Raw genomic sequence first — 23996 nt, 5'->3', positions numbered from 1 at the left:
GGAGGCCCGCGCCGTTTATCGGCACGGAACCTCCCCGCTCGCTTTTGTCGATCGGTCGGCCGGGAATCAGCCCGTGTTCTGCAGGCCCGCGGCGACGCCGGAGACGGTGCACAGGATGAGGTAGATGAATCCTGCCTGCTGGCTTTGCGAGAGCTCTTCCTTGTCCACCTTCTTGCGCAGCGACTTGAGCGCCAGCACCTGAGTGACGGACAGCGCGTCCACGTATGGGGAGCGGATGCGGATGGCCTGGCCGAGCACGTGGCGGTGCTGCAGCGGCCACTTGTCGCCCACGATGGCCAGAACCCACTTGCGGGTGAGCTCCATCTCGTTGAGCACCTTCTCATTGAGGTCCTCGCGGTCGCCGAGGGCAAGGTACATCCTGGCGATGCGCTCATCCGTCTTGGCGATGGACATCTCGATGTTGTCGATGAACGTGGAGAACAGCGGCCATTCCTCGTAAGCCTGACGCATGGTCTCCAGATCGCCGAACTTCTCGCATGCGGTGCCGAGACCGTACCAAGCGGCCAGGTTGATGCGGGCCTGGGCCCAGGAGAAGATCCACGGAATCGTACGCAGGTCGTCGAGTGACTTGGCGCCGAGGCCACGCTTGGCCGGGCGGGAGCCGATCGGCAGCAGGCCGATTTCGGTCAGCGGCGTAACGATCGAGAACCACGGAGCGAAGCCATCGGTGTTCAACAGGTCGAGGAAACGGTTGTGCGCGGCCTCGTCGAGCTGAGCGGCCATGTCGGCGTACCTCTCGGTCATCTCGGTGTTGCGCTTCTCCACACTCGGCGCGGACTGCAGCAAGGTCGCCGCAGCCACGGACTCGACGTGGCGGATGGCCAGCACCGGGTTGCCGTAACGGGCGAAGATGACCTCGCCCTGCTCGGTGAGCTTGAAGCGGCACTTGACGGAACCGACCGGCTGGGCGAGCACCGCGCGGTTGGCGGGGCCGCCGCCACGACCGACGGCACCGCCGCGGCCATGGAACAGGGTCAGGTCGATGTCGTGCGACTCAGCCCATTTGGCGATGCGCTCCTGAGCGGAGTGCAGGGCCAGCGTGGCGGAGGTCGGGCCGGCGTCCTTCGAGGAGTCGGAGTAGCCGAGCATGACCTCGAGCTTGTTGCCGGTGGCCTTCAGACGAGCCTGAACCTCGGGGATCTTGATCATTTCCTCGAGCACGTCCACCGAGTTCTGCAGATCCTCAAGCTGCTCGAACAGCGGGATCACGTCGATGGTGGGCACGTCCTCCGGGTGGGAGAAGGCCAAGCGGTTGAGCTCGTAGACATCCTTGATGTTCTGGGCGCTCTTGGTGAAGGAGATGATGTAGCGGCGGGCGGCCTTGAGGCCGTTGCGCTTCTGGATGGCGCCGAGGGCGCGGAAGGTGTCGAGCACCTCGTGCGTCATCGGCTGCAGTTCGCCGCGCTCGCCGTGCAGGCCGTGCTCGCGGATATCCGCAAGGGCGCGGGCGTGCACCACGGAGTGCTGACGGAACTCCATCTCCACCATGTGGAAGCCGAAGGTCTCGGTCTGCCAGATCAGATCCTGCAGCGGGCCGTAGGCGGAACGCTTGGCACCGGCGGCGGCCAGCGAACGCTGGACCACCTTGAGGTCGGCGAGGAAGTCGTCGCAGGAGTGGTACATGAGGTCGGCATCGCGCTCGATGGTGTAGTGCAGACGATCGGCCATCACCAGCATGACCGCGCGGTGCATCTCCTTGGTGGAGATCAGGGCGGCCTTGTCGGTCAGGCGCTCGCTCATTTCCTTCTGGTGGCTCCAGAGGCTCTTGAGCTCGGCGCTTGGCGGCGTGGTCTCGGCTTCCATCGTGAGGTTGCGGCCCACGGTGCGGGTGGCTTGCTCAAGGGCGGCGATCACGTGATCGGAGAACTTGCGGGCCACGGCGCGGCTCACCTTGGCGGTGACGTTCGGGTTACCGTCGCGGTCGGAGCCGATCCAGCTGCCCGGGTGGAAGAACGCGGGGCAAGCGGGCTCGACGAGACCGGCCTTATCGCCCAGGACCCAGTCGTCGAAGCGACGGTAAACCTTGGGGATGGTGTTGAACAGCGTGTTGTCGAAGATGTCGAGAATCGTGTCCGCTTCCTCAACCGGGGTCGGCTTCTTCAGCGCGATTGGAGAAGTGCGGAACAGGGCGTCGATCTCGTTGTAGAGACGGCGCAGGCATTCCTTCTTATCCGAGCCGCCGAGGCGCTTGTACTCCTCAAGCAATTCGGAAACGCGGCGAATCTTGCCTTCCACGGCCTTGCGACGGGCCTCAGTGGGGTGCGCCGTGAAGACGGGGTGGAATTCGAGCTGGTTGAGCAGTTCCTTGGCCTTGGCCGGGCCAGTCTCATTGATGAGCTGGTGGTAGGCGACGGTGAGCTCGTTGATCGGGTCGACCGCCTGGTCAACGGACACGTTGTTCTCGCGCTCGTGGAGCACGGAAACGCGGTAGTTCTCCTCGGACAGGTTTGCCAGATGGAAATACGTGGCGAACGCGCGGGCCAGCAGCTGGGCGTCGTGCAGCGTCATGTTGTCGATGACGTTCACGGCCTCCTTCAGGCCATCCTGGTCGGGGTTCGGATCCTTCAGCTCGGCGAAATGCTCGGCGCTGGCCTCCACCGCGTAATGACGCACGGTGTCGAACGTAGACAGCAGTTCGGGGTTGTATTCGCCCAGTACGTTACGCAGGATCTCAAGACACAGATCCATGTCGTACTTCAGGCTTTCGGGAAGATCATGCTCCTCCGGGCCCTTTCGGCCGGTCCCGGTAGTGACGATGGCGGCGTCAGCGGGAGTGATCTGTTCTTCAGGTGTTGCCATATAACCTCCTTTGCCGAATAACAGGTTGCTCGGTCTACCGGTCGTCTGCGGCTCCTCCGCAGTTGTTGAGGCCAGTCGTTGCGAGCCCACAGCCCATATTCAACGTGGTTGTTGTGTGGGCAATAGTGTATCCCCGCGAAATCGCTATTTGCGTTACGAAGTCCATATAGTGCTCCAAGTTGTCCACCTATAGAGACCGAATATCGGACAGCATATGAGATACTGTCCGATTCGCGGAAGATTTGAGCACCTTACGATTGCTGGCGGGGAAGGCAGGGAGTAGTAATGAAGGATGTGAGCGAACAGAAGAAAAAAAGTGCGCCCGAAGCGAAAGGCGCAACGGCTGTACGTAAATTCCACACCCACTCCATTCCGCTGGACATGGAAGATATTGCACGCGATTGGGAAAAACCGGTGGTGGACGCCGGTATCGCCGCCAAAGCCAGCGTGATTGTACGGGTCGGCATGCTGGACTTGGGAGCCGGCACCGGCTCCTTCCGCGTGCGTGAAATGATGCACCGCATCGCCTACCCGCTGGGCGTGCACGTACGCGCCGACGTGAACCTGACGGATATCGAGGCCACCTGCACGGATGGTCGTAACCGCATCACCGAAGTCGTGGATTTGCCGACCACCGGCGTGAACACCGAACGTATCTGGCTGCTGGAACATTTCGCCGACTGGTTCTCCGTGAATCTCGGCAAGGGGTCGATGTATCACGTCGATTCGCAACTGTCCGATGGCGTGGTCAAGCATTTGGACGAACGTGACGCTTCGCAGTATTCTGCTGATCTGGCCAAGCGCCTGCGCGAACGTGCCAAGGCCGAGGCTGAGGCGGCCAACGGCAGCGTGGACGAGGCGCTGGATCTTGCGTTGAAAACCAAGGTACTCGTGACCTCCGTGGCCAAGTCCTTGGATGATGACAATGAAGAAGCCCACCGACTTTTGGCGGACAGCGCGGAAATCACTCCGGTCGAAGACAAAGCGGCCGAAGAGAAGGCCTACGACGATGCCGAAGTGTTTACCGGTGACTCCAATGAGTCGGTTGAATCGGCGAACGCGGCGAATGCCAAGGCGGGCGCTGAGGGCGCGGCGGCGAACGGCGCAACCGCCGAAAGCCCTGCTGCAAGCAGTACGAAGCGCAAGAATCGCGTGCCCAAGGAATACGCCGAACACTTCAACGAGCGCTCCGACGAAGAGAAGGCCAAGGGCGGTATCACCGTGCGGCAGGCGCACGAGCGGCTCGATCTGATTGAGCGTCGCAAGCCGCTGTACAAGCCGTGGTTCTCCGGTCTGGCCTCCGCCTTGGCCTGCGCGGCCTTCGTGTTCCTGCTCGGCGGCGGCCCATACGACATGGTCGGTGCGTTCGTGGGCGCGGGCCTTGGCCAGTGGATGCGTCGCCGGCTGTTTGCATACCATCTGAACCAGTTCTTCGTCACCTTTGTGTGCGTGGCCGCGGCGGCGCTCGCCTGCACCGGCACCTTGCGACTCATCGGCATTTTCGACCCAGTCGCGCTCTCGCACGATACGGCCTACATCGGCGCCATGCTGTTCGTGATCCCCGGTTTCCCGCTCATCACCGGCGGACTCGACATGGCGAAAATCGACTTCCCTTCGGGCATCCAGCGCGTGGCGTACGTGCTGTGCATCATCCTGATGGCCACACTGGCAGGCTGGGCCGTGGCCGTGATGGTGCACCTGCACCCGGAAGGCTTTGAGCCACTGGGGCTTGACCCGTGGGTCAACGGATTGCTGCGGTTCGTAGCGGCGTTCGTCGGCGTGTGGGGCTTCTCCGTGCTGTTCAATTCGCCGCAGCGCATGTGCCTGACCGCCGCCCTAATCGGTGCGATCACGGACACGCTGCGCTTGGAATTGCAGGACTTCAACGTGGCACCCGAGATGGCTACCTTCATCGGCGCGTTTCTGGCGGGCATTCTGGCATCGGCGTGGCGTTCATCCGTGCGACGTGGCTGGCTACCGCCGCACCTCGGCTACCCGCGCATCTGCCTGACCGTGCCGTCGATCGTGATCATGGTGCCCGGTCTGTATATGTATCGTGCCATGTGGTACCTCGGCAGCTTCCAGACCATGAATGCGCTGGACTGGGCGTTCCGTGCGTTCATGGTGATCATCTGCCTGCCGATCGGCTTGGCGATGGCCCGCGTGGTGACCGACAAGTCCTGGCGCTACGACGTGTGACGTTTTGGCGCGCGTGGCGTGCGTTGAGTCATTGAATGGACGGTCTGATCGGCCGTTCAATGGCTCAATATATCTACAACTCGCATTGTGCAACCATCGTTGTATGATGTGTGATTATGGGACAGAACATCGATCGCACCAAGGCGAAAGCCGAAGAAGTTACTGAGATTGCCAGGGAATCCGTCCTTCTGGCGATTTCAAATTCTCAGCGGATGAGGGTGTTGGGTTTGCTGAGAGTGAAAGGGCCGATGACCGTCGGCATGATTAGCGATGTCACCGGCATGGCTCCGGGCAGTGTGAGTTTTCATTTAAAAAAACTTTTCGATGCCGGTATGGCAGAGAAGACAGATTCTGCAGATGGTGATAAACGAAAAAGCTGGTGGAAAGCCAATCATCGTTCTATGCGTCCTGCTCCTCGTGATGATGGGCGTATAAGTGATGCGGAATATACTTATTTCCAATCCGTTGCCGTGACTTATGAGTCGTTGTATGAGCGATATTTGGACTCTGTCAATGACCTTCCTCAGGAGTGGAGAGAAGTGGGTCTATGTGAAGATCGCACATTTGATTTGACCCCCGAAGAGACAGAGCAAATGTGTCTGGAATTGGATGCGGTGGCTCAAAAATGGCAGCAACATTCATCCGGGGAGCAGCGGAATACAGCCAGACATAATATGCGGAAAGTGCAGATTGTCATGCAGGCTTTTCCGTGGATTCCGTGATTCCGATAAGTTCTATGGCGTTGACAGGCAAAGTTTTCAGCGGATGTGAAATTGACGATGAAGATTGAATGTTGGCCGAGAACGAGGCCAATGATGGGGAGGATGGGTGAAAGATGTCAACTAATCTGTGGAGAACGCCGGGATATCCGTCATGGTTCACTTCGGACACGGCCAGTGCTATAGGTGCCGCGATGCAGGGCTTCGGCGTATCGCTTGTAGCCTATAAGATATCCGGCTCCCTGATTGCGGCCGGATGGGTACCTACATTAACCGGTATCGTGCGGCAGCTTGCAAATGTATTAGGCGGTACGGTCGTTGATCGTCATGATCGCAAGCATTTGGTTATAGCCAATTGCATAACCGGTGTTCTATTATGGGGGACCACGGGGATATTGCTGCTTTCCGGGTCGCTGACGTTCTCCGTGTTCCTTGCCATTATGCTTACTTCGTCATTGTTTACGGGCTGTTTGGGTGGGGCGACTGATGCGATGTTGCGGTCCATTATCGATATCCGCGAATATCCGAAGGCGAGAAGCGTCAATGAGGGCAGAGATGCGACCATCACCATGATTGGCAACCCCGTTGGCGGAATGCTGTATTCATTTGGCGCATGGATGCCATTTATTGTTTCGGCAATTCTGTATATGATTGCTGGAATTTCTGCTTCCCAGATACGGATCAGTAAAAAATTGACCATGAGAAGCAAATTATCCTCTGAGGATGAACACATTGGGAAAGGGGCTATTGCGTCATTCTGTACTGACTTTGTTGATGGGTGGCGTTTTGTTCTTACCAGTAGACTCATGCTGATTTTTATAATCACCACAGCATTGGTGAATTTCGGGATGAACAGCGCGCAATACAGCATAGAACTGTCCTTGGTTGGCAAGGGGATCAATCCGGTGCTGCTCGGCTTAGTGGGACCTGCAACTTGCGTTGGATTGCTTGCCGGATCGTTCTTCTCGGGGCATTATGGAGACAGAATGCCAGCAGGCTTATGCATATGCGCTACCGGAATCATTTCGGCTGTCGCATATATCCCGCTATGTTTCACGGATTCTTATTATGCGATTGTACTTTGCTCGATAATAATTGGACTCCCTTTCCCCTTGTATAACGCGATGATTATGGGTTTTGTGTTCTCTAAGACTCCTGATGAGTTACAAGGAAGGGTTAAATCAGTGATGTCTGTGGGAGTCCAACTGTTGTCCATGTCCAGTGGCTCTGCAGCTGGGTATGCAGTTACGCATTTGGGCTTCATTGCTACGATTAGGTTGTTTGTCATGGTTCTTTTCGTTGCGGCGGTGATTGTACTTGCTTCGAAGCGGGTTCGTCGTATTCCTGTGAGTTCCTCATGGGCCGAAATCGATCTTCATGCCTAAACGTTTGCGTTGTCTTGCCTGAAATCTCCATATACGTCAGATTGATGCTCTCCTTTCATGGGATATCCGCGTATTTGTTCGGCCATTCCGGTTATGGTGATGCTGTGCTTGCCCCGTGACGCGCATGGCTGTCGATATGTTCGGTGTCGGGCATCAGAGCTCAGTGATACGCGAGAACATGAGGAAAGGGATTACGTGGTTTCCAAAGACATCTGGGTGCTCATGGCGATGGGCATCTACTTCGTGGCCATGCTGACCATCGGCTTCGTCTACTCCAGGAGGTCCAACTCCTCCACCAAACAGTACTTCGCGGGCGGCCGCGGCGTCGGACCATGGTTGACGGCATTGAGCGCGGAAGCCTCCGACATGAGCGGCTGGCTGCTCATGGGCCTGCCCGGTGTCGCCTACTTCACCGGCGCGGCCGACCCGATGTGGACCGCGATCGGCCTAGCGCTCGGCACGTACCTCAACTGGAAACTCGTCGCGCGCCGGCTGCGCCGCTATTCGGTGGTTGCCGGTGACGCGATCACCATTCCGGATTTCTTCTCGAAACGCTTCCATGACGATCGCAATATCGTCTCCACCATCGCGGCGCTCATCATCCTCGTATTCTTCTGCGTGTACGTGGGCAGCTGCTTCGTGACCGTCGGCAAACTGTTCGCCACGCTGTTCGGCTGGGACTACCACCTGACCATGGTGATCGGCGCGGCCATCGTGTTCGCCTACACCATCATCGGCGGCTACCTGTCCGTGGTCGTGACCGACTTCATCCAGGGTCTGCTCATGTTCTTCGCGCTGGCGGTGGTGTTCGTAGGCTCCGTGGCGTCCGCCGGCGGCATCGACCACACCGTCGCCTTCCTCAAGGGCATCCCGGGTTTTCTCGACGGCACGCATGTGGCCACGCCGATTCTCAACGACGCCGGCGAACAGGCCATCAAGGCCGGGCGGGCCATGTTCGGCGCGCCCGCCGACTACGGCATCATCACCATCATCTCGATGCTCGCGTGGGGTCTGGGCTATTTCGGCATGCCGCAGGTGCTTGTAAGGTTCCTGTCCATCCGCAGTTCTGAGGAAATCAGGAAGTCCCGTATCATCGCCACCACGTGGTGCGTGATTTCGCTGGCGTGCGGCGTGTGCATCGGGCTGGTCGGGCGTGCCATGATGCCGACGCAGTTCGTCACGCAATCCGCGGCGGAGAACATCTTCATCGTGGTGTCGCAGGCTCTGCTGCCGAGCTTTATGTGTGGCATCGTGGTGTCGGGCATTTTCGCCGCGTCCATGAGTTCGTCATCGTCATACCTGATTATCGGCGCTTCCGCGGTCAGCGAGAATATTTTCCGCGGATTGCTGCATCGCAAGGCCACCGACCGTCAGGTGATGATGGTGGCGCGCATCACGCTGCTGGTCATGTTCATTTTCGGCATTGTGGTTGCGTTCGACCAGAATTCGTCGATTTTCCAGGTGGTCTCATATGCGTGGGCCGGTCTTGGCGCCTCCTTCGGCCCGCTGATGCTCGCCTCGCTGTATTGGCGCCGCACCAACAAGTACGGTGCGGTCACGGGCATGCTGTCCGGCACGGCGGCTGTGCTCGTCTGGCACAACTTCGTCAAACCGCTCGGAGGTGTCTTCGCCATCTACGAACTGTTGCCGGCGTTCCTCATCTCACTGCTGTTCATTGTGGTGGTGTCACTGCTGACTCCGGCTCCCGATACTGAAGTGCTGCACGAGTTCGATCATTATCTTGATGATCCCGATGACCGCAAGGTGGATGACGATTTGGTCGCAGCGGAAATCGCTTCCGGCGAAAAGCGCGCGCAAATCTAATCAAACATAATGTGGCACATGCCACTCAGACGCGACAAAGGCCGGATTGCACAATACGCAATCCGGCCTTTGTTGATGCTGAATTCTCATTGCCGTTGCAAGACCTCACTATACGTGAATAGTGACTTTACACACTATTCACGTATACTTATAAAGTATGAAGCAAAGTGAGGCAGTCAAAGTATTGAACCAGTGGGATCTGCATGGCAAATATGTGTATCTCAAACGAGATTTGCGTAAACTGTTCCGCGACGAACCCAAGGAAACGTTCGATGATTCGTTGTCTCGATTGGTCAAGTCGGAAATCCTCGTACGAGCGGCGCGCGGCGTGTATGTGTACGGGCTGACCCGCAATTTCAGTGATGCCACCATTGATCTGATTGCACGTAATCTTCGACGCGGATACGCTACTTACGAGTCTTTGGAAAGTATGCTCAGCGCTTATGGCGTGATCAGTCAGATTCCAGTGGATCGGCGTACTTACATGACCACAGGTCGTTCTGGCGAATATCAGACTCCGTACGGTGCGATCGAGTTTACGCATACGGCACGGCCAATTACGCAGACCATTCCCGAACTGTTGCACCCTGAAGGGCGTGGCGTTCCGCTGGCGTCGAAGCAGCTCGCGCTTCGTGATCTCAAAGCCACCCGCCGTAATCTTGATCTTGTGGATTATGAGCTAATGGAGGAAACCTATGAGTGACATTGACGAGTTGCACCAGTATGCGATTCGCCTCGCGCAGGAGCAGAATAGTTCCGGCATGGTCATGACCATTGAGAAGGAGCTTCTGCATTACGAAATCCTCAATGCGATGGACGAAGGTGGATTACTTGACCGTCTCGTATTCCAAGGCGGCACGAGCCTCCGTCTGTGCTATGGCGCAGAACGCTACAGCGAGGATCTCGATTTTTCTGGCGGTCGTGACTTCGACAGAAAAGGATTGGACACGCTTAAGGATTGCGTTGAGCATGCGGTGGGCGATCGCTATCACGTCTCCATCAATGTGAAGGAACCTCGTCAGGCGGAATCTCTGGTCAGTGCGTGGACTGTCATTGTGGACACGACGCCCCAGTACAAGGACGTTCCGCGGCAGCGTATCAAAATCGAGGTTGCGTCAATCGATGCGCACGATCCGGTCATTCGCCCTCTGAAGGTAAATTATGAGGGGTTGGGTGACTATGCCGATATCATGCTGGTCGTGGAAAGTAAAGAGGAGATTCTTGCGGATAAGATCGAATCTTTCGTTTGCTCGGACCATGTGAGATACCGAGATTTATGGGATCTCGCGTGGCTGTCCAAGCAGCCGGGTGTTCAGCAGAACAAAGTTCAGGACCTCAGAAAACAGAAGGCTTCGGACTATGGCGAGATAAACAAATACATGGAACGTTATCCACTTGTGCAGGAGAAGATCGCGAATGCATTCGATTCGGATAAATTCGTTCGGGAGATGAGTCGTTTTTTGCCTGCATCGCGGGTTAACCGTACTGTTGCTAAGCCGTTGTGGCTTCTCGGTACAAAGCAGCAGCTTGCTGACTTGTTTGTCGCATACGCTCCTGATCTTGCTTGATGAGTTTTTAAAGGCCGGATTGCACAATACGCAATCCGGCCTTTGCTGATGCTGAAACGCTGTTTAAAGCGTGATTATGGCGTTTCTGGAGCTTTAGTAGCGCATGCCCATGGCGTCGCGCACCTGGTCAAGCGTCTCGTTGGCGATGGCGTTGGCCTTTCTGTTGCCTTCGGCGAGCACGTCGCGCACGTAATCCATGTCCTTGGCCAGCTCGGCGCGGCGCTCGCGGTGCGGGGCCAGGAACTCGTTGACTGATTCGATGACGTATGCCTTGAGTGCGCCGGCGCCGGAATCACCGATCTCCTCGGCGATGTCCTTCGGGTCGCGGCCGGTCACCAGACCGGCGGTGGTCAGCAGGGCGGAGACCTGCGGGCGGACAACCGGGTCGAAGGTGATGCGGCGCTCGGAATCGGTCGGGCTCTTCTTGATAAGCTTGGCGGTCTCCTCGGCGGTGGCGCCCAGCATGATGGAGTTGCCGTACGACTTGCTCATCTTGCGGCCGTCGAGACCCGGAATCTCCGGTGCCTCAGACAGAATGGCGGCCGGCTCCGGGAACACTGGGTTCTTCTTGGCGTAACGCTCGTTGAAACGGCGGGCGATGGTGCGCGTGATTTCCACGTGCGGCAGGTTGTCCTTACCGATTGGCACGACGTTGGCCTTGCAGAAGAGGATGTCGCACGCCTGATGCACCGGGTAGGTGAGCAGCAGACCGGTCAGCGCGTGGCCGGACGCCTCCATCTCGGACTTCACGGTCGGGTTGCGGTGCAGCTCAGCCTCGGTGACCAGGGACAGGAACGGCAGCAGCAGCTGGTTCTCGGCCGGCACGGCGGAGTGGGTGAACATCATGGTCTTGTTCGGATCGATGCCGGCGGCCATGTAGTCGAGCACCAGGTTCAGCACGTTGTCTTGGATGTGCTCGGTGGTGTCGCGGTCGGTGATCACCTGGTAGTCGGCGATGATGATGTTCGTGTTGACGCCGCGCTCCTGCATGGCGACACGCTCACGGATCGAGCCGAAGTAGTGGCCGAGGTGCAGCCGGCCGGTCGGACGGTCGCCGGTCAACATGGTGAAGGACGACGGCTTGGCCTCCAGCTTGGCGAGCGTTTCGTCCGAACGCTTTTTGGCCGCGAGGAAGCTCGCGCTTATCTCATTGCCTGCCGCTGTCAGTTGCTGCTCGTCGGTCATGCGAAAATCCTTTAAATAGGGCTCAGATAAACGCTTTTTATGGTAAAAGTGTGAGCCGACAACGAACAAGCCACTATTAGTGGTACTCTCTATTGTTGATGAATCGAACAGCACAGTAATCGCAGGGGGTCAGATGGGCCGCGGACGTCAAAAAGCAAAACAGCAGAAAATTGCCCGAAAGCTCAAGTACCTGACCACCGATACCGATTACGATGAGCTGGCAAAAGAGCTGAGCGAGCAGGAGCCGGGAACGGGCTCTCCTGACCCGTTCGCCGATATTGATGATCAGTATGCGGACAAGGATGTGGATTCTGCTGCTGACGCCGACGCCGCCAAGGTCTCGCCCGCCGCGCAGGAGGACGACCTCGACGAGTACGCCAAGTGGGCAGCCGAAGCCGCCGCAAAGGCGACCAGCAGCGAGTTCCCGGCCTCCGCGCCGGCTGCGCCCAAGCCGAAGCCGGCCCCGCGCAAGCCGGTTCCGATGCCCATGCCCTCAGCGCTGAAGCCGAAGAAGAGCTGAGCGCACGTAGGCATATGTCGGATATCAGCGGGCGGGATGGATCGAAGCCCACCATGCTCATCATGGACAACGACCGCATGGCCTTGATGGCATTACAGTCGATTTTGTCGAAGGCCCTGCCCGACTTCGAATTGTTGCCGCCGGTGAGCGAGGGCAGCAAAGCCATTCAGCTGTGCACGGCCACCAAACGCCCGCCTGCTGTGCTATTGGCCGATATCGCGATGAACGACATCAACGGCCCGGATGTGGTGCGTGCAATCCGCAGGGAAAACGCGACCACGGCGATACTGGCCATTACCGCCTCGATTGTGGGCCGACATGCCAAAGAGATGGCCCGGGCCGGCGCGCAAGGCATCATGAGCAAGAACGATGATGTGCGGTTGCAGGCCGTGGCGATTCGTCAGGTACAGGCCGGCAAAACATGGGGCGATGGTGGCGACGTGCGGTTCGAGACCGCGGCCATTGCGTCCGCGCGCATCAAGGCCGAGAAGGACAACCGGTTGAGCGCGCGTGAGATGGAGGTTGCGGAACTGTGGTCCCGCGGCCGGACCATGCCGCAGATCGCCGCCGAACTGTCCATCACCGAAACCACCGTGCGCACGCATTTGATGCGTGCGGCCGACAAGCTCGGCGCCGGCAATCTCAAGGAACTTATCGGCGCATGGATTCGCATGAACCTGCACTGATGAAGGCACCGACGGGTGTGTGGGGGGCACGGTAGAAGAAGCGCAAGACGCATAAGGGGAGCGGCCCGGTGAAACGTCCGATTATCATTTCGCAGCATTCGTCGTATTCGTATAGTCACGCCGACGGCAAGAAGCATCATCAGATTGATATCGATATAGAACTCAAGCATCCGCTGGCGATGTTCGGCCCGATCGGTGTGCTTGCGGTGGCGGCCATCGTCTATGCGGTGACCGGGTCGTGGCTGGTTACGGCGTCGGCGGCGCTGACGGCAAGCGTGCTGCTGGTATTACTGGGCATTGCGTTGCGCTGGCGCAAGCGCGTGGTGAATCAGGAGAACGAAAACGAGCAGATGGAATCGGCGCTGGCCGATCTGCGCCACGGCAACCAGCTCGCGATCGAACTGCACGACACGCTGTCCAACGATCTGACGTATATCTCGACCATCGCCCGGAATAATCTGGCCGCGCCAGCCGGCATCGATGGTGGCGACTGGCAGCGCGTGCTGGATCGCAGCCAACGTGCCTTTGCGGAAGTGCATGGCATCATCGATTTTCTGACCGAGCAGAGCGGAATGGACGCCGGCTTCCGGGACGAGTCCTTGCCGGTCGGTGGCACCGGGACATCTGAGGTGGCGACTGCAGAATCAGGGCAGGTTGATTCGCCGACGAAAGAATCCGCCCTGGCTCGTGACCCGGTAGGCACCGGGAGCTGTCCAGCGATTGCGAATGAGGTGGTTGACAATGCCGTGCCCGAGAACGCCGGTGGCGATGACCGTACGCAATCCACAGCGGGCATGCCGCAGTCCTTCGTCACGCGTGTGAAGGCGCAGATCACCGATACCGAGGAGTTTCTGGAGGCGCAGGGCTATCGGGGGACGGCCGCGGTCAACGGCATCGCCATGGTCGTGGACCCCGAGGCGGCGGCCGAGGCGCTGTCGCTGATGACGGAGATCGGCACGAATATCCGCCGCCATGCACCGGCGGGAGATGATTCCTATCTGCTGTTCGTCACGCTGTCTCCCGAATGGATTGAGATTCGTGAGACCAACGATATCCGTGACGATGCCGACGCGCAGAGTGGCCTGTCCGCGCAGGAGCTGTCGGGGCGTGGGCTGGCCATGCATCGCACCCGTGTGCAGGAGTTGGGCGGTGAATTGACCACCCGTTCGGATGATGGCACGTGGATGATTTACGTGCGTATCCCGTGCGTGCGGGGCTGATGGGGCAGAAGCTGCGATGTCCGGCGTCCGGCGCTGATTGTGCCCTGTCCTCACAAATGAGGACGACGACCGCAGCCATGTCCCCATAACCGAGGATTGCGGGTGTTCGGCTCGGCGGCGGCTCCCTATGGTGGCGTCCATAAGGACCAATCCCAGGGAGGGCAACGATGGCAAGTGATACGGAATTATGGCGGGGAACTGATTACGGATGGTGGCTGGCTGCGGACACGTCCGGTGCGGTCGGTGCCAGTCTGATCGCGTTCGCGGTGCCGCTGATGATGCTCGCCACGACAGGATCTTCTGCCGCCGCCACCACGACGGAAAGCATCTGCGTGGTGGTGCAGACGGTGCTGGGCCTTGCCGGCGGCGTGATTCAGGACCGGTATGATCGCCGTACGCTCATGCTGATCTGGGGTGCGTCCGGTGTGGTGCTCTCGGCGGTGGCGGCGGCAGCGGTGATGCTGTTCGGCAATGCGCCGAAGACGAGCGGCCATGGGGTTAACGGGGCAAACGCTCCGGCATTCGGCGGACCGTATGCCCACGTGCTTCCGATCGCGCTGCTGTGTATCGTCGTGCTGTTTTCGGTGCGCGATGGCCTGTTGGAGAATACGTCGAATGCCATGCTGCGTGGCATGGTGCCGGATGAGCAGCTGCCGCACGCGATGGCGCTGAACGACGCCAGGGATTCGACGGTCACGCTGGCAGGCGGGCCGTTGGGCGGTCTGCTGATGACCGTGGGACATGCGGTGCCGTTCCTGACCAGCGCGGTGCTGAGCGTGCTGGGCATGGTGTCCGCATGGCGTATCCGCCGCTATTGGAAACGTGCGACTGTGAGCGATAGCGGCCGTCCGGGCAATGTTGATACCGGTTCGGAGGTCGGGGCCGTCTCGGACGCCGATGATGCCGATGACTCCGCCCCACGCTGGCGCGACGCACTGGACGGCATGATCTGGCTGCTGCGCGACCGGTTCCAACGCCATCTCATCATCGCAGCGGCCATGGTGACCGGTGCCAGCAATGCCTTCCTACTGCTGACCGCGCTGGACATCTCCCAAGGTGGCAGCCAGCTGATATCCGCCGGATCCATCAACGCCGCCTCCGCCGTTGGCATGTTGCTGGGCGCACTGATGGCCTCGCAACTGGTCAACCGTGTGCCCGGCGGCGTACTGGTGGGCGTGATGTTCGTCTTGCTGGCTGTAGGATTCACCGGTGCCGCGTTGGTGCCCTCCATGGTTGGCAAGGCCATATTTGTGGCCTGCTCGGTACTGGCATTGCCCGCGGGCAACGCGGTGCTTGGAGGCCTCAGCAATACCTTGGTGGGCAAGGACAAGCTCGGCCGCGTTGGAGCGGGCAGCATGGTGTTGCAGTACGGTGCCTATGGCGTGGCCGTGGCACTCGCCGGCTGGGGTATGCAGACCATCGGCTACGGGCCGACCTGCCTGATTCTGGCCGCCGTGCTGGTGGCCGCCGCCCTCTATGCGCTGACGATGCGCAGCCTCGTCACCCTGCCCACGCCGGACCACTGGGCCGAGCATATCCAGCGCTGGGGTATCGCCCAGTTCTGATGGGCGGCCTGCGGCGGCGATTACAGCGGCAGCAGGTCGCTTAGGTCGTCGCGCTCGCCGACCGCGCTGATGTGGCCGGCGTCCTTTTCCTCTGCCCACGTGGTGATGCCGCAGGCCAGTCGCAGCCAGACTTCCGGCTCCAATTCGATGACGTCCGGTGGGGTCAGATTGTGCGGGTCCGATTCCGGTCCGTCCAGAATCTTGACCGCGCCCCACGGCGCAACGCGCACCTCCACGCCGGGGCCGGGCGCGCGCCGCTCCAGCAGGAACAGCGAGTAGCGCACAGCCATCGCCCATACCGGGCGCGGCAGAATGGGGGAGGCGGTCAGGCGATGTGGCGTGTTGTCGGCCAGTTCCAGGGCTGCAGCACGCCATTGCACCAGTGCGTCGTGCCCTCGTTTCAAGTCTTTTTCGAGAATTACTGCCATATGCTCCATCATGGCACCGGATCCGGAAGATCTTCCGTAATGCAAACGATGGCATACGGTGTGATGCGGAACTGTGAGACATGTGATACGCTTCTCAATGAGAACGTATGCAAGAGCGCTCCGCCATCGTCGTTACGGAGAGTTCATGCTTACGTTTGTGAGACGATACCTATCGCGCGGCATAATAATTACGGGCACTTATCCCGGAAGGAAAGTCAGAATGACCGAAATCACCGCACCGAAGTCTCCCGTCACGGCGGAACAATTCGCCGACGAGATTCGTGAACAACTGAAATACACTCAAAACGTCACCGCCGAGCAGGCCACCCCTGCTGACGTGTATGTCGCCGCGTCCAAAGCCGTGCGCAACCACCTTGCCGACTCCTGGTTCAAGACCCAGGCCGACACCGTCAACGGCAACACCAAGGCCGTCGGCTACCTGTCCGCCGAGTTCTTGATGGGCAAGCAGCTGGAGAACGCACTGCTGAACGCTGGCCTGACCGACCAGTTCGACAAGGCTGTGGAAGCCCTTGGCTTCAAGCCGAAGGACATCGTGGACGCCGAATACGAGCCGGGCCTCGGCAACGGCGGCCTCGGCCGTCTGGCCGCCTGCTTCATCGACTCCCTCGCCTCCCTCGGCGTGCCGGCCTTCGGCTACGGCATCCAGTACAAGTACGGCATCTTCAAGCAGAAGTTCGACGAGAACGGCAAGCAGGTTGAGACCCCGGATTACTGGCTGGCCAACGAAGAGCCGTGGGGCCACACCGACTACAACCGTGATCAGAAGGTCTCCTTCGGTGGCAAGGTCGTCGAAAACGCCGACGGCACCAAGACCTGGGAACCGGCCTGGTCCGTGCGCGCCGTGCCGGTGGACTACATGGTTCCCGGCTACAAGTCCGGCCGCGTGAACACCCTGCGCCTGTGGACCGCCAAGAGCTACGACGAGTTCGATCTGCTCGCCTTCAACCGCTCCGAGTACATGGACGCCGTGGCCCCGCAGGTCAAGGCCGAGAACATCTCCAAGATTCTCTACCCGGAAGACTCCACCAAGGTCGGTAAGGAACTGCGCCTCGAGCAGCAGTACTTCTTCGTCTCCGCATCCCTGCACGACGCCATCCGCGTCTTCTACCCGGGCCAGGACAAGCCGGACCTGACGACCTTCCCGAACAAGATCGTCTTCCAGCTCAACGACACCCACCCGGTGATCGGCATCCCCGAGCTCATGCGCATCCTCATCGATGAGTACGGCTACGACTGGGATACCGCGTGGTCCATCACCACCAAGACCTTCAACTACACCTGCCACACCCTGCTGCCGGAGGCCCTTGAGGTCTGGCCGGCCAGCCTGATCGGCGAGCTACTGCCGCGTCACCTCGAGATCATCGAGAAGATCAACGAGCAGTTCGAGGCCGAGCTTGCGGCCAAGGGCGTCGACAAGGACACCATCAAGGACATGGCCATCTACACTGGCGACGCCGTGCGCATGGCCTACCTGGCCACCTACGGCGGCTCCCACGTCAACGGCGTGGCCGAGCTGCACTCCCAGCTGCTGAAGGACGTCACCCTCAAGAACTTCTCCGACGTCTACCCGGACAAGTTCACCAACGTGACCAACGGCGTGACCCCGCGTCGCTTCATCAGGCTCGCCAACCCGCGCCTGTCCGACCTCATCACCGAGGGCCTGGGCACCGACAAGTGGGTCGCCGATCTGGAACTGCTCAAGGGTCTCGAGCCGCTGGCCAAGGACGATGAATTCGTCAAGAAGTTCGCCGCCGTCAAGAAGGCCAACAAGCACGCATTCGTGGGCTTCGCCAAGGACCACTACGGCATCGATATCGACGAGAACACCCTGTTCAACACCATGGTCAAGCGTCTGCACGAGTACAAGCGCCAGTCTCTGAAGATTCTCGCCGTGATCTCCAACTACGCCGACATCAAGTCCGGCAAGGTCAAGGCCGAGGACATCACTCCGCGCACCGTGTTCTTCGGTGCCAAGGCCGCTCCGGGCTACTACCTGGCCAAGATGACCATCGAGCTGATCAACAACGTTTCCCGCGTGATCAGCAGCGATCCGGCCGTCAAGGGCAAGCTCGCCGTCCACATGCTGCCGAACTACAACGTCGAGATGGCTCAGAACCTCATCCCGGCCACCGAGCTTGACGAGCAGATCTCCCAGGCCGGCAAGGAAGCTTCCGGTACCGGCAACATGAAGTTCGCTCTGAACGGCGCCCTGACCGTGGGTACGCTGGACGGCGCGAACGTCGAGATCCGTGAGCGCGTCGGCGCCGAGAACTTCTTCCTGTTCGGCATGACCGTCGACGAGGTCGAGAAGAAGTACGCCGAGGGCTACGATCCCGCCTCCTACTACGAGGCCGATCCGCGCCTGAAGCAGGCCATCGATCTGGTGGCCGACGGCACCTTCTCCAACGGCGACCGCAACGCCTACTCCCCGCTCGTGGCCGACTGGCTGACCAAGGACTGGTTCATGACCCTGGCCGACTTCTCCGCCTACATGGGCATCCAGTCCGAGATCGAGGCCCTCTACGCCGATGAGCTCGAATGGAACCGCAAGGCCCTGCTCAACGTGGCCAACTCCGGCTACTTCAGCTCCGACCGCTCCATGGAAGACTATTTGGAACGTATCTGGCACACTGCTCCTCTGGCCTGACGGCCGCCGGAGCAGCGCGCCGGCTCCCCTCAGGGAGGGGAACCAGAACATAAGAAGCCCCGCAACCGACATCCATCGGTTGCGGGGCTTCTTGCGTTGAAAGACCGCCCTATCAGGCTTCGGCCGGGGCGGCTTCCGCCTCGCCATCGGCCTCATCCTCGGCCTTGTTCAGACCCAGGTCGACCGGCGAGGAGCTGTTCTCCCACGGCTCCTCCCACGGATCGTAATCTGGGTTCTGCTGCTTGTAGATGTACAAACCAACAAGCGCGGCGAGCAATCCGCCGAACAGCAGCGCGAAGAACTTCCAACCGTTAGAAGACTTGTTCTCCATGACGGCTCCTTTCCCTAGGGATCGTCTGGTCGGTATGCCCATTCAGACCGACTCTGCTCCCTATTCTAGGCCGCTGTTTGTGACGATTGGGTGGAATGACATTCGTGGGCGATTCATCCACGCCCGCATGCCCTCGGTCGGCTCAGCATCTTCGCGGCGCGTGGAACGCATCCGAGACCTTCGATACAGTGGACTGCATGCATATTCCTACACAGCGGGAGATTCGAGACCAGTGGGAGCGCGGTGGTCCGGTGATGACCTGGGCGCTGATTGTTGCGTGCGTGGCAGTGTGGCTACTGGAGGTATTGCTGGGATTTATTGCCCCGGGCCTGAGGACTTGGTTGATGTACCTCGGCATGGCGGCTCCGGTCAGACTGGTGGCTGAGCCGTGGACGCTCATCACTTCGATGTTCCTGCATGCGCCGAACTCGCTATTGCATATCCTGTTCAACATGATTGCCCTGTATTCCGTGGGCCCAGTGCTGGAACGAATGATCGGCCACTGGCGGTTCTTGGGACTGTATGTGATTTCCGGCCTTGGCGGCTCTCTGGGACTTATGGTGTGGGCTGCGGTGGCTCCGGGAGGCATCGGCTGGCAGATGGCAGCCTATGGGGCTTCTGGAGCCTTATTTGGCCTGTTTGCATCATTGCTGGTGGTATATCGCCGTATCGGCGCCGATATCCGCTCCATGTTGATCTGGATGGCGGTGAACTTCGCCTTGCCGTTCGTGGTCGGTGGCGTGGCGTGGCAGGCGCATGTCGGCGGCTTTGTAGTGGGTGGAATACTCACATGGCTGCTGGTGGGTGGTGTGCCGGCGTGGCGCGGTAAAAGCCTGAAATGGCGCATGCAAGTGTACGGCTGGGTCATGGTGGTGCTGGTCATTGCGTTGATTCTGTTGTGCAATATGGCCAATCCTTATGGGTGGATGAGTTTCGGCTCCCTGCACTGATATGGCTTGATATGGCTGTAAAAAACGATTGATGCCGGGTATTGCGGAACATGCAGTGCCCGGCATCAGTGTATGTGCGGAAAGCGGCGATGTGGATATTGGCGATGTGGATATCGTCGTTCGGCGAGTGGGTGTGTGCCGTATGAAGATATCCACAGTAATGAGATACGCACAATGACGAGTTATCCACGATAACGAGTTATCCACAATGGTGACTTGTGCACAAGTGTGTAGAAAAGTGCATAAGACTGTGGATAACTTATGGGGATAAGTTAGGAATACCGCGGTATTACTGGGTTTGTTGCAGTGGATAACTCGGGTGTATAACTGTTCCCTCGCTGTGGCGATGTATGCCAAGCCAAAGTTATGCACGAGATATACACCGAGAAACGCCGCTTATCCACCACTTATCCACATGGTTTTCCACATTCGGTGGAAAACCACATGGGTGTAATTCATCCACAGGCTGTGGATAACGTCGTGGATAAGTCGTGGATAAGTGGTGGATAGCTGTGGATGAACAGGCTAAGGCACGAAAAAGGCCGACCTCCGCATACGGGAGGTCGGCCTTTCGTATAAGAACTAAGAACAACCTAACGATAGAAAAACGATCTACCGATAGATAAGCGCAACGAGTCGGAACTCAGCGCCATCCCATCGTCATCAGGAATCCGATCATGATCAGGGCGAAGCCGATGCCCAGGTTCCACGCGCCGATGTTCGGAATCGGCCAGGAGCCAGACGGGGAGAGGTAGTACACCACGCACCAAATCAGGCCGATGATCATAAACGCGCAGAACAGCGGCACGAACCAACGCGGGTTCGACTTGGTGCCCTTAATGGTTTCTTCAACACGCTTGGTGTTCTCCGCTTGACGGTTCATCATGCGCTGCATCTGCGGGGTCAGCGTGGCCTTATCGGCAGTGGCGTTGAGCACGGCCTGCACCTGCTCCATATTCACGCCGTAAGCCGCGTCTTCCTCGGCAGAAGCGTTCTCTGCGTTCTGCTCGGTGTCTTTGTTGGCGGTCTCGTCAGCAGCGGTGCTGGATGAGGTCTCGCTCTGCCAGTCCTTCTGGTTGTTCGAGTCGGTCTCGTGCAGCTCTTCGTCAGCCATCAGCATAGTCTCCATTCAATAGGCTAAAAGTCATAATAGTGGCTACACTCGAAAGCGGCGACCAGAGTCGGCAGGAAGACGGGAAATTCATGGCCAGGCATATCGGCAAGCATGGCGCACGGCGCTCCCTATGGGGTGGTGTCGCGGTGTTCGTCGTCGTCGCCCTGACCGGTTTTCTGCTGAGCACCAACGTGAGGGTCAATCGTACGGCTGACGTCACCAGCGATACGGCCGGTCTGGTGGAGCAGGGCGTGGACGAGGCCAACCAACTCCAACAGGACGTCAGCGACCTGACCGAACAAGTCGCCAATCTCACGGACGCGCTCAAAGCCGATGGCAGCGGTGCCACGCGGCGTCAGGGCAAGGACTCCAGCAATGTGGATTCCAGCCTGATGCTGCCCGCGCTCAGCGGCAGCGGCGTAACGGTAACGCTGGATGATTCTCCGTTATGGGAGAACGCCGTCAACAACAATGGCACGACCGCCAATATCAACGATTACGTGATTCACCAGCAGGATGTCGAATCGGTGGTGAATGCCTTGTGGGCCGGCGGTGCCGATGCGCTGATGATTATGGATCAGCGGGTGCTGTTCAATTCGGCGGTCATCTGTTCTGGCAACGTGCTGTCGTTGCACGGTAAGAAATACTCGCCGCCGTTCACCATTTCCGCTATTGGCGACCCGCAAAGACTTCGCGCAGCGTTGAACGACTCCGAAGCCATTACCATTCTTAAGCAATATGTGACCGCGTTTGGCATTGGCTACAAGGTGGAGAATGCCGAGGACCTTCAGTTCCCCGCTACCGCCGCCTTGCTGCAGCAGTTGAAATATGCCACGGTCGATACATCAAAGACCACAGATGAGGAGCAGACTCAGCAATGAGACACGGCAGGCACGACAGCTGCGCACCGGCGCCCATTGATCTCGCGTCCGTGTCGGACGTGCAACCCTTCCCCGAGGACGATGCCGCACGAATGGTGGCAGACCCGGCCAATGCCAGCAGGGCAAGGTCCCGTCGTACCGCAGTACGCGGCGCGTCTTCGCCCCAGCGGAGCCTGGTCTGGCAAGCACTCGGCATCTGCGCCGAACTGCTGATTACCGCTGCCGTGATTTGCGCCCTGTACATCGTCTGGCAGATGTGGTGGACCGGTGTCGAGGCGGAGCGAGCCCAGAACGAAACCATCCAGTCCGTCGACTGGAGCGACCCCAGCAACAACGGGGGAACGGTCACCATCGCCAAAGCTCAGGAGGGCGATGCGCCGGTACAGCCGAAAGACGCGAAATATGGCGACTTGATTGCGCAGATCTACATTCCGCGCTTCGGCTCCCAATGGCACCGCAACATCGTGGAAGGCACCACGCTCGAGCAGCTCAATCGCCACGGTCTGGGCCATTACGACACCACCCAGATGCCGGGGCAGGTCGGCAACTTCGCCGTCGCCGGCCACCGCAACGGCTACGGGCAGCCGTTGGGCGATGTGGACAAGTTGCAGGAAGGCGATCCCATCATCGTTCGTACCAAGGATTACTGGTACGTCTACCACTACACCCGGTACGAGATTGTGCTGCCCACGGACATGTATGTGATCGCCCCCAATCCGGAAGACTCCACTGCCAATCCCACCAAACGCATGATCACACTGACCACCTGTGAGCCGAAATACTCCACCCCCACCCATCGATGGATCAGCTATGGTGAGTTGGCGTACTGGGCCAAAGTGTCTGATGGCGTGCCCAAAGAGCTGGCTACTACTGATTCGTCCGGTGCAGTGAAGTTCTCCACCACTGAAACTCCCTCGATCGCTTCCCGCATTGGCTCGCTGGACAAGGTGGTATTCGGCGCGCTGGTAGTGTGGCTGGTTCTGTTCATCGCCGCTGCGGTGGCATGGCGCTGGCCGGTGCTGCGCGAGATTCGCGCGGGTGAGCGTCGCCGACCGGATGCCAGCATCTATGGCGGACTGTTGCGTCTGCAGCCCGGCGTGGCACCGATTCGATGGCTGCTGCTGGCTCTGCTGTTGTTCGCAGCCGCCGCGGCGCTGTTCCAGTGGGGATTCCCTTGGGCCGCCGCCAATATCCCATTCCTACAGCAGATGTCGAACTTCGTGGCAGTGAGCTGACGGCAGCCTAGTACTATGTCTTGCAGTACACGTCCCTCAAGGAGAGCCCTATGACCGATTCCGCGCATATTTTGGTGGTGGATAACTACGATTCCTTCGTCTACACGATCGTAGGCTATCTGCAAACCCTTGGCGCCACTGTTGATGTGGTGCGTAACGACGCTATCGACCCAGCCGCGCCGGGTGTACTGGACGGTTACGATGGCGTGTTGATTTCTCCCGGCCCGGGCGCTCCGGCCGAATCCGGTGCCAGTGAGGATATGATTCGCCTGTGCGCGGCCACCGGCATGCCGATGTTCGGCGTATGCCTGGGATTGCAGGCACTCGCCGAGGTGTACGGCTGCACGGTGGGCCACGCGCCCACCATCATGCACGGCAAGACCAGCCCGGTGGAGCATGTCGATGACGAGATCTTCGAGGGCGTGGCCAATCCCATGACCGCCACCCGCTACCATTCATTGGCCGTTGAGCCCGATTCGGTGCCGGATACGCTGGTGGTCACCGCGTGGACGCAGGATGACCACACCATTCAGGGCATCAAGGTCAAGGACAAGCCGATGTATGCCGTCCAGTTCCATCCCGAGTCGGTGATGACCCAGGACGGCTACCGTCTATTGGCCAACTGGCTGAGCGTGTGCGGCCAAGACAACGCCGTGGCCAAGTCGGCCGGCCTTCAGCCCAAGGTCACGAAGTAGCAG

20 protein-coding genes are annotated in these 23996 nt (G+C 59.3%); 15 read left to right on the top strand and 5 right to left on the bottom strand.

Annotated elements, in window-relative coordinates; genetic code table 11:
* Positions 1 to 66: 66 nt before the first annotated feature.
* On the bottom strand, positions 67 to 2820 hold the full coding sequence (locus tag FYJ31_RS01140) for a phosphoenolpyruvate carboxylase (protein ID WP_013139971.1): 2754 nt from the start codon (positions 2818 to 2820) through the stop codon (positions 67 to 69).
* 285 nt (positions 2821 to 3105) lie between these two features.
* Between FYJ31_RS01140 and FYJ31_RS01135 the strand changes: the two genes are divergently transcribed.
* The 6 genes from FYJ31_RS01135 to FYJ31_RS01110 all read left to right on the top strand — a co-directional run bounded on the left by FYJ31_RS01135 (position 3106) and on the right by FYJ31_RS01110 (position 10515).
* Entirely contained in the window at positions 3106 to 5019 is a 1914-nt protein-coding gene (locus FYJ31_RS01135; protein ID WP_154535748.1) for a threonine/serine ThrE exporter family protein, read from the top strand.
* Positions 5020 to 5135: 116 nt separating this feature from the next.
* On the top strand, positions 5136 to 5741 hold the full coding sequence (locus FYJ31_RS01130; RefSeq protein WP_154535747.1) for a winged helix-turn-helix domain-containing protein: 606 nt from the start codon (positions 5136 to 5138) through the stop codon (positions 5739 to 5741).
* Positions 5742 to 5854: 113 nt separating this feature from the next.
* The gene (locus FYJ31_RS01125) at positions 5855 to 7123 is read left to right on the top strand and encodes an MFS transporter (protein WP_154535746.1); all 1269 of its coding nucleotides are present in this window, start codon (positions 5855 to 5857) and stop codon (positions 7121 to 7123) included.
* Between the two features lie 228 nt (positions 7124 to 7351).
* Positions 7352 to 8947, top strand: coding sequence for a sodium/proline symporter (locus FYJ31_RS01120; protein WP_174773625.1), 1596 nt, complete (start codon positions 7352 to 7354; stop codon positions 8945 to 8947).
* 157 nt (positions 8948 to 9104) lie between these two features.
* Positions 9105 to 9650 carry a type IV toxin-antitoxin system AbiEi family antitoxin gene (abiEi, locus tag FYJ31_RS01115; RefSeq protein ID WP_032745107.1) on the top strand — a complete coding sequence of 182 codons (546 nt, stop codon included), beginning with the start codon at positions 9105 to 9107 and terminating at the stop codon, positions 9648 to 9650.
* Positions 9643 to 10515 carry a nucleotidyl transferase AbiEii/AbiGii toxin family protein gene (locus tag FYJ31_RS01110; protein WP_065472858.1) on the top strand — a complete coding sequence of 291 codons (873 nt, stop codon included), beginning with the start codon at positions 9643 to 9645 and terminating at the stop codon, positions 10513 to 10515. The genes abiEi and FYJ31_RS01110 overlap by 8 nt, the downstream gene beginning before the upstream one ends.
* A 93-nt stretch (positions 10516 to 10608) precedes the next feature.
* Here FYJ31_RS01110 and trpS read toward each other — a convergent pair whose 3' ends face one another.
* Entirely contained in the window at positions 10609 to 11700 is a 1092-nt protein-coding gene (gene trpS, locus FYJ31_RS01105; RefSeq protein ID WP_032745104.1) for a tryptophan--tRNA ligase, read from the bottom strand.
* Positions 11701 to 11833: 133 nt separating this feature from the next.
* Here trpS and FYJ31_RS01100 point away from each other — a divergent pair, with 133 nt between their 5' ends.
* The 4 genes from FYJ31_RS01100 (at position 11834) to FYJ31_RS01085 (ending at position 15691) form a co-directional block, all read left to right on the top strand.
* Complete coding sequence (locus tag FYJ31_RS01100) at positions 11834 to 12220, top strand: DUF3073 domain-containing protein (RefSeq protein ID WP_154535745.1); 387 nt, start codon at positions 11834 to 11836, stop codon at positions 12218 to 12220.
* Positions 12221 to 12234: 14 nt separating this feature from the next.
* Positions 12235 to 12906, top strand: coding sequence for a response regulator (locus tag FYJ31_RS01095; RefSeq protein WP_154535744.1), 672 nt, complete (start codon positions 12235 to 12237; stop codon positions 12904 to 12906).
* Positions 12907 to 12974: 68 nt separating this feature from the next.
* The gene (locus tag FYJ31_RS01090; protein WP_174772559.1) at positions 12975 to 14126 is read left to right on the top strand and encodes a histidine kinase; all 1152 of its coding nucleotides are present in this window, start codon (positions 12975 to 12977) and stop codon (positions 14124 to 14126) included.
* Between the two features lie 167 nt (positions 14127 to 14293).
* Positions 14294 to 15691, top strand: coding sequence for an MFS transporter (locus FYJ31_RS01085; protein ID WP_154535743.1), 1398 nt, complete (start codon positions 14294 to 14296; stop codon positions 15689 to 15691).
* 20 nt (positions 15692 to 15711) lie between these two features.
* On the opposite strand, the gene FYJ31_RS01080 is transcribed toward FYJ31_RS01085, so the two are convergent.
* On the bottom strand, positions 15712 to 16131 hold the full coding sequence (locus FYJ31_RS01080) for a sterol carrier family protein (protein ID WP_014484474.1): 420 nt from the start codon (positions 16129 to 16131) through the stop codon (positions 15712 to 15714).
* Positions 16132 to 16339: 208 nt separating this feature from the next.
* Here FYJ31_RS01080 and FYJ31_RS01075 point away from each other — a divergent pair, with 208 nt between their 5' ends.
* Positions 16340 to 18787, top strand: a complete 2448-nt coding sequence (locus FYJ31_RS01075; protein ID WP_174773571.1) for a glycogen/starch/alpha-glucan phosphorylase — start codon at positions 16340 to 16342, stop codon at positions 18785 to 18787.
* Between the two features lie 112 nt (positions 18788 to 18899).
* Here FYJ31_RS01075 and FYJ31_RS01070 read toward each other — a convergent pair whose 3' ends face one another.
* Positions 18900 to 19118 carry a hypothetical protein gene (locus tag FYJ31_RS01070; RefSeq protein WP_012576523.1) on the bottom strand — a complete coding sequence of 73 codons (219 nt, stop codon included), beginning with the start codon at positions 19116 to 19118 and terminating at the stop codon, positions 18900 to 18902.
* Between the two features lie 197 nt (positions 19119 to 19315).
* Between FYJ31_RS01070 and FYJ31_RS01065 the strand changes: the two genes are divergently transcribed.
* On the top strand, positions 19316 to 20068 hold the full coding sequence (locus FYJ31_RS01065; protein WP_071478799.1) for a rhomboid family intramembrane serine protease: 753 nt from the start codon (positions 19316 to 19318) through the stop codon (positions 20066 to 20068).
* Positions 20069 to 20711: 643 nt separating this feature from the next.
* On the opposite strand, the gene crgA is transcribed toward FYJ31_RS01065, so the two are convergent.
* Complete coding sequence (gene crgA, locus FYJ31_RS01060) at positions 20712 to 21188, bottom strand: cell division protein CrgA (RefSeq protein ID WP_013139983.1); 477 nt, start codon at positions 21186 to 21188, stop codon at positions 20712 to 20714.
* An 83-nt stretch (positions 21189 to 21271) separates the two neighbouring features.
* Here crgA and FYJ31_RS01055 point away from each other — a divergent pair, with 83 nt between their 5' ends.
* Genes FYJ31_RS01055 through FYJ31_RS01045 form a run of 3 tightly spaced genes read left to right on the top strand, consistent with a single transcriptional unit; the run spans position 21272 to position 23993 of the window.
* Positions 21272 to 22063 (top strand): DUF881 domain-containing protein, encoded by a 792-nt coding sequence (locus tag FYJ31_RS01055; RefSeq protein ID WP_077424948.1) that lies wholly within the window; start codon positions 21272 to 21274, stop codon positions 22061 to 22063.
* Entirely contained in the window at positions 22060 to 23298 is a 1239-nt protein-coding gene (locus tag FYJ31_RS01050; protein ID WP_077424950.1) for a class E sortase, read from the top strand. The genes FYJ31_RS01055 and FYJ31_RS01050 overlap by 4 nt, the downstream gene beginning before the upstream one ends.
* Before the next feature lie 50 nt (positions 23299 to 23348).
* A complete protein-coding gene (locus FYJ31_RS01045) occupies positions 23349 to 23993 on the top strand; it encodes an anthranilate synthase component II (RefSeq protein WP_154535740.1) in 645 nt (214 codons plus the stop codon).
* Positions 23994 to 23996 lie beyond the last annotated feature (3 nt).

Source organism: Bifidobacterium sp. WCA-178-WT-4B, assembly GCF_009696495.1.
Taxonomy (GTDB): domain Bacteria; phylum Actinomycetota; class Actinomycetes; order Actinomycetales; family Bifidobacteriaceae; genus Bifidobacterium; species Bifidobacterium infantis.
Note: the sequence above shows the minus strand (reverse complement) of the source record. Positions and strands in the feature narration are given on the sequence as shown.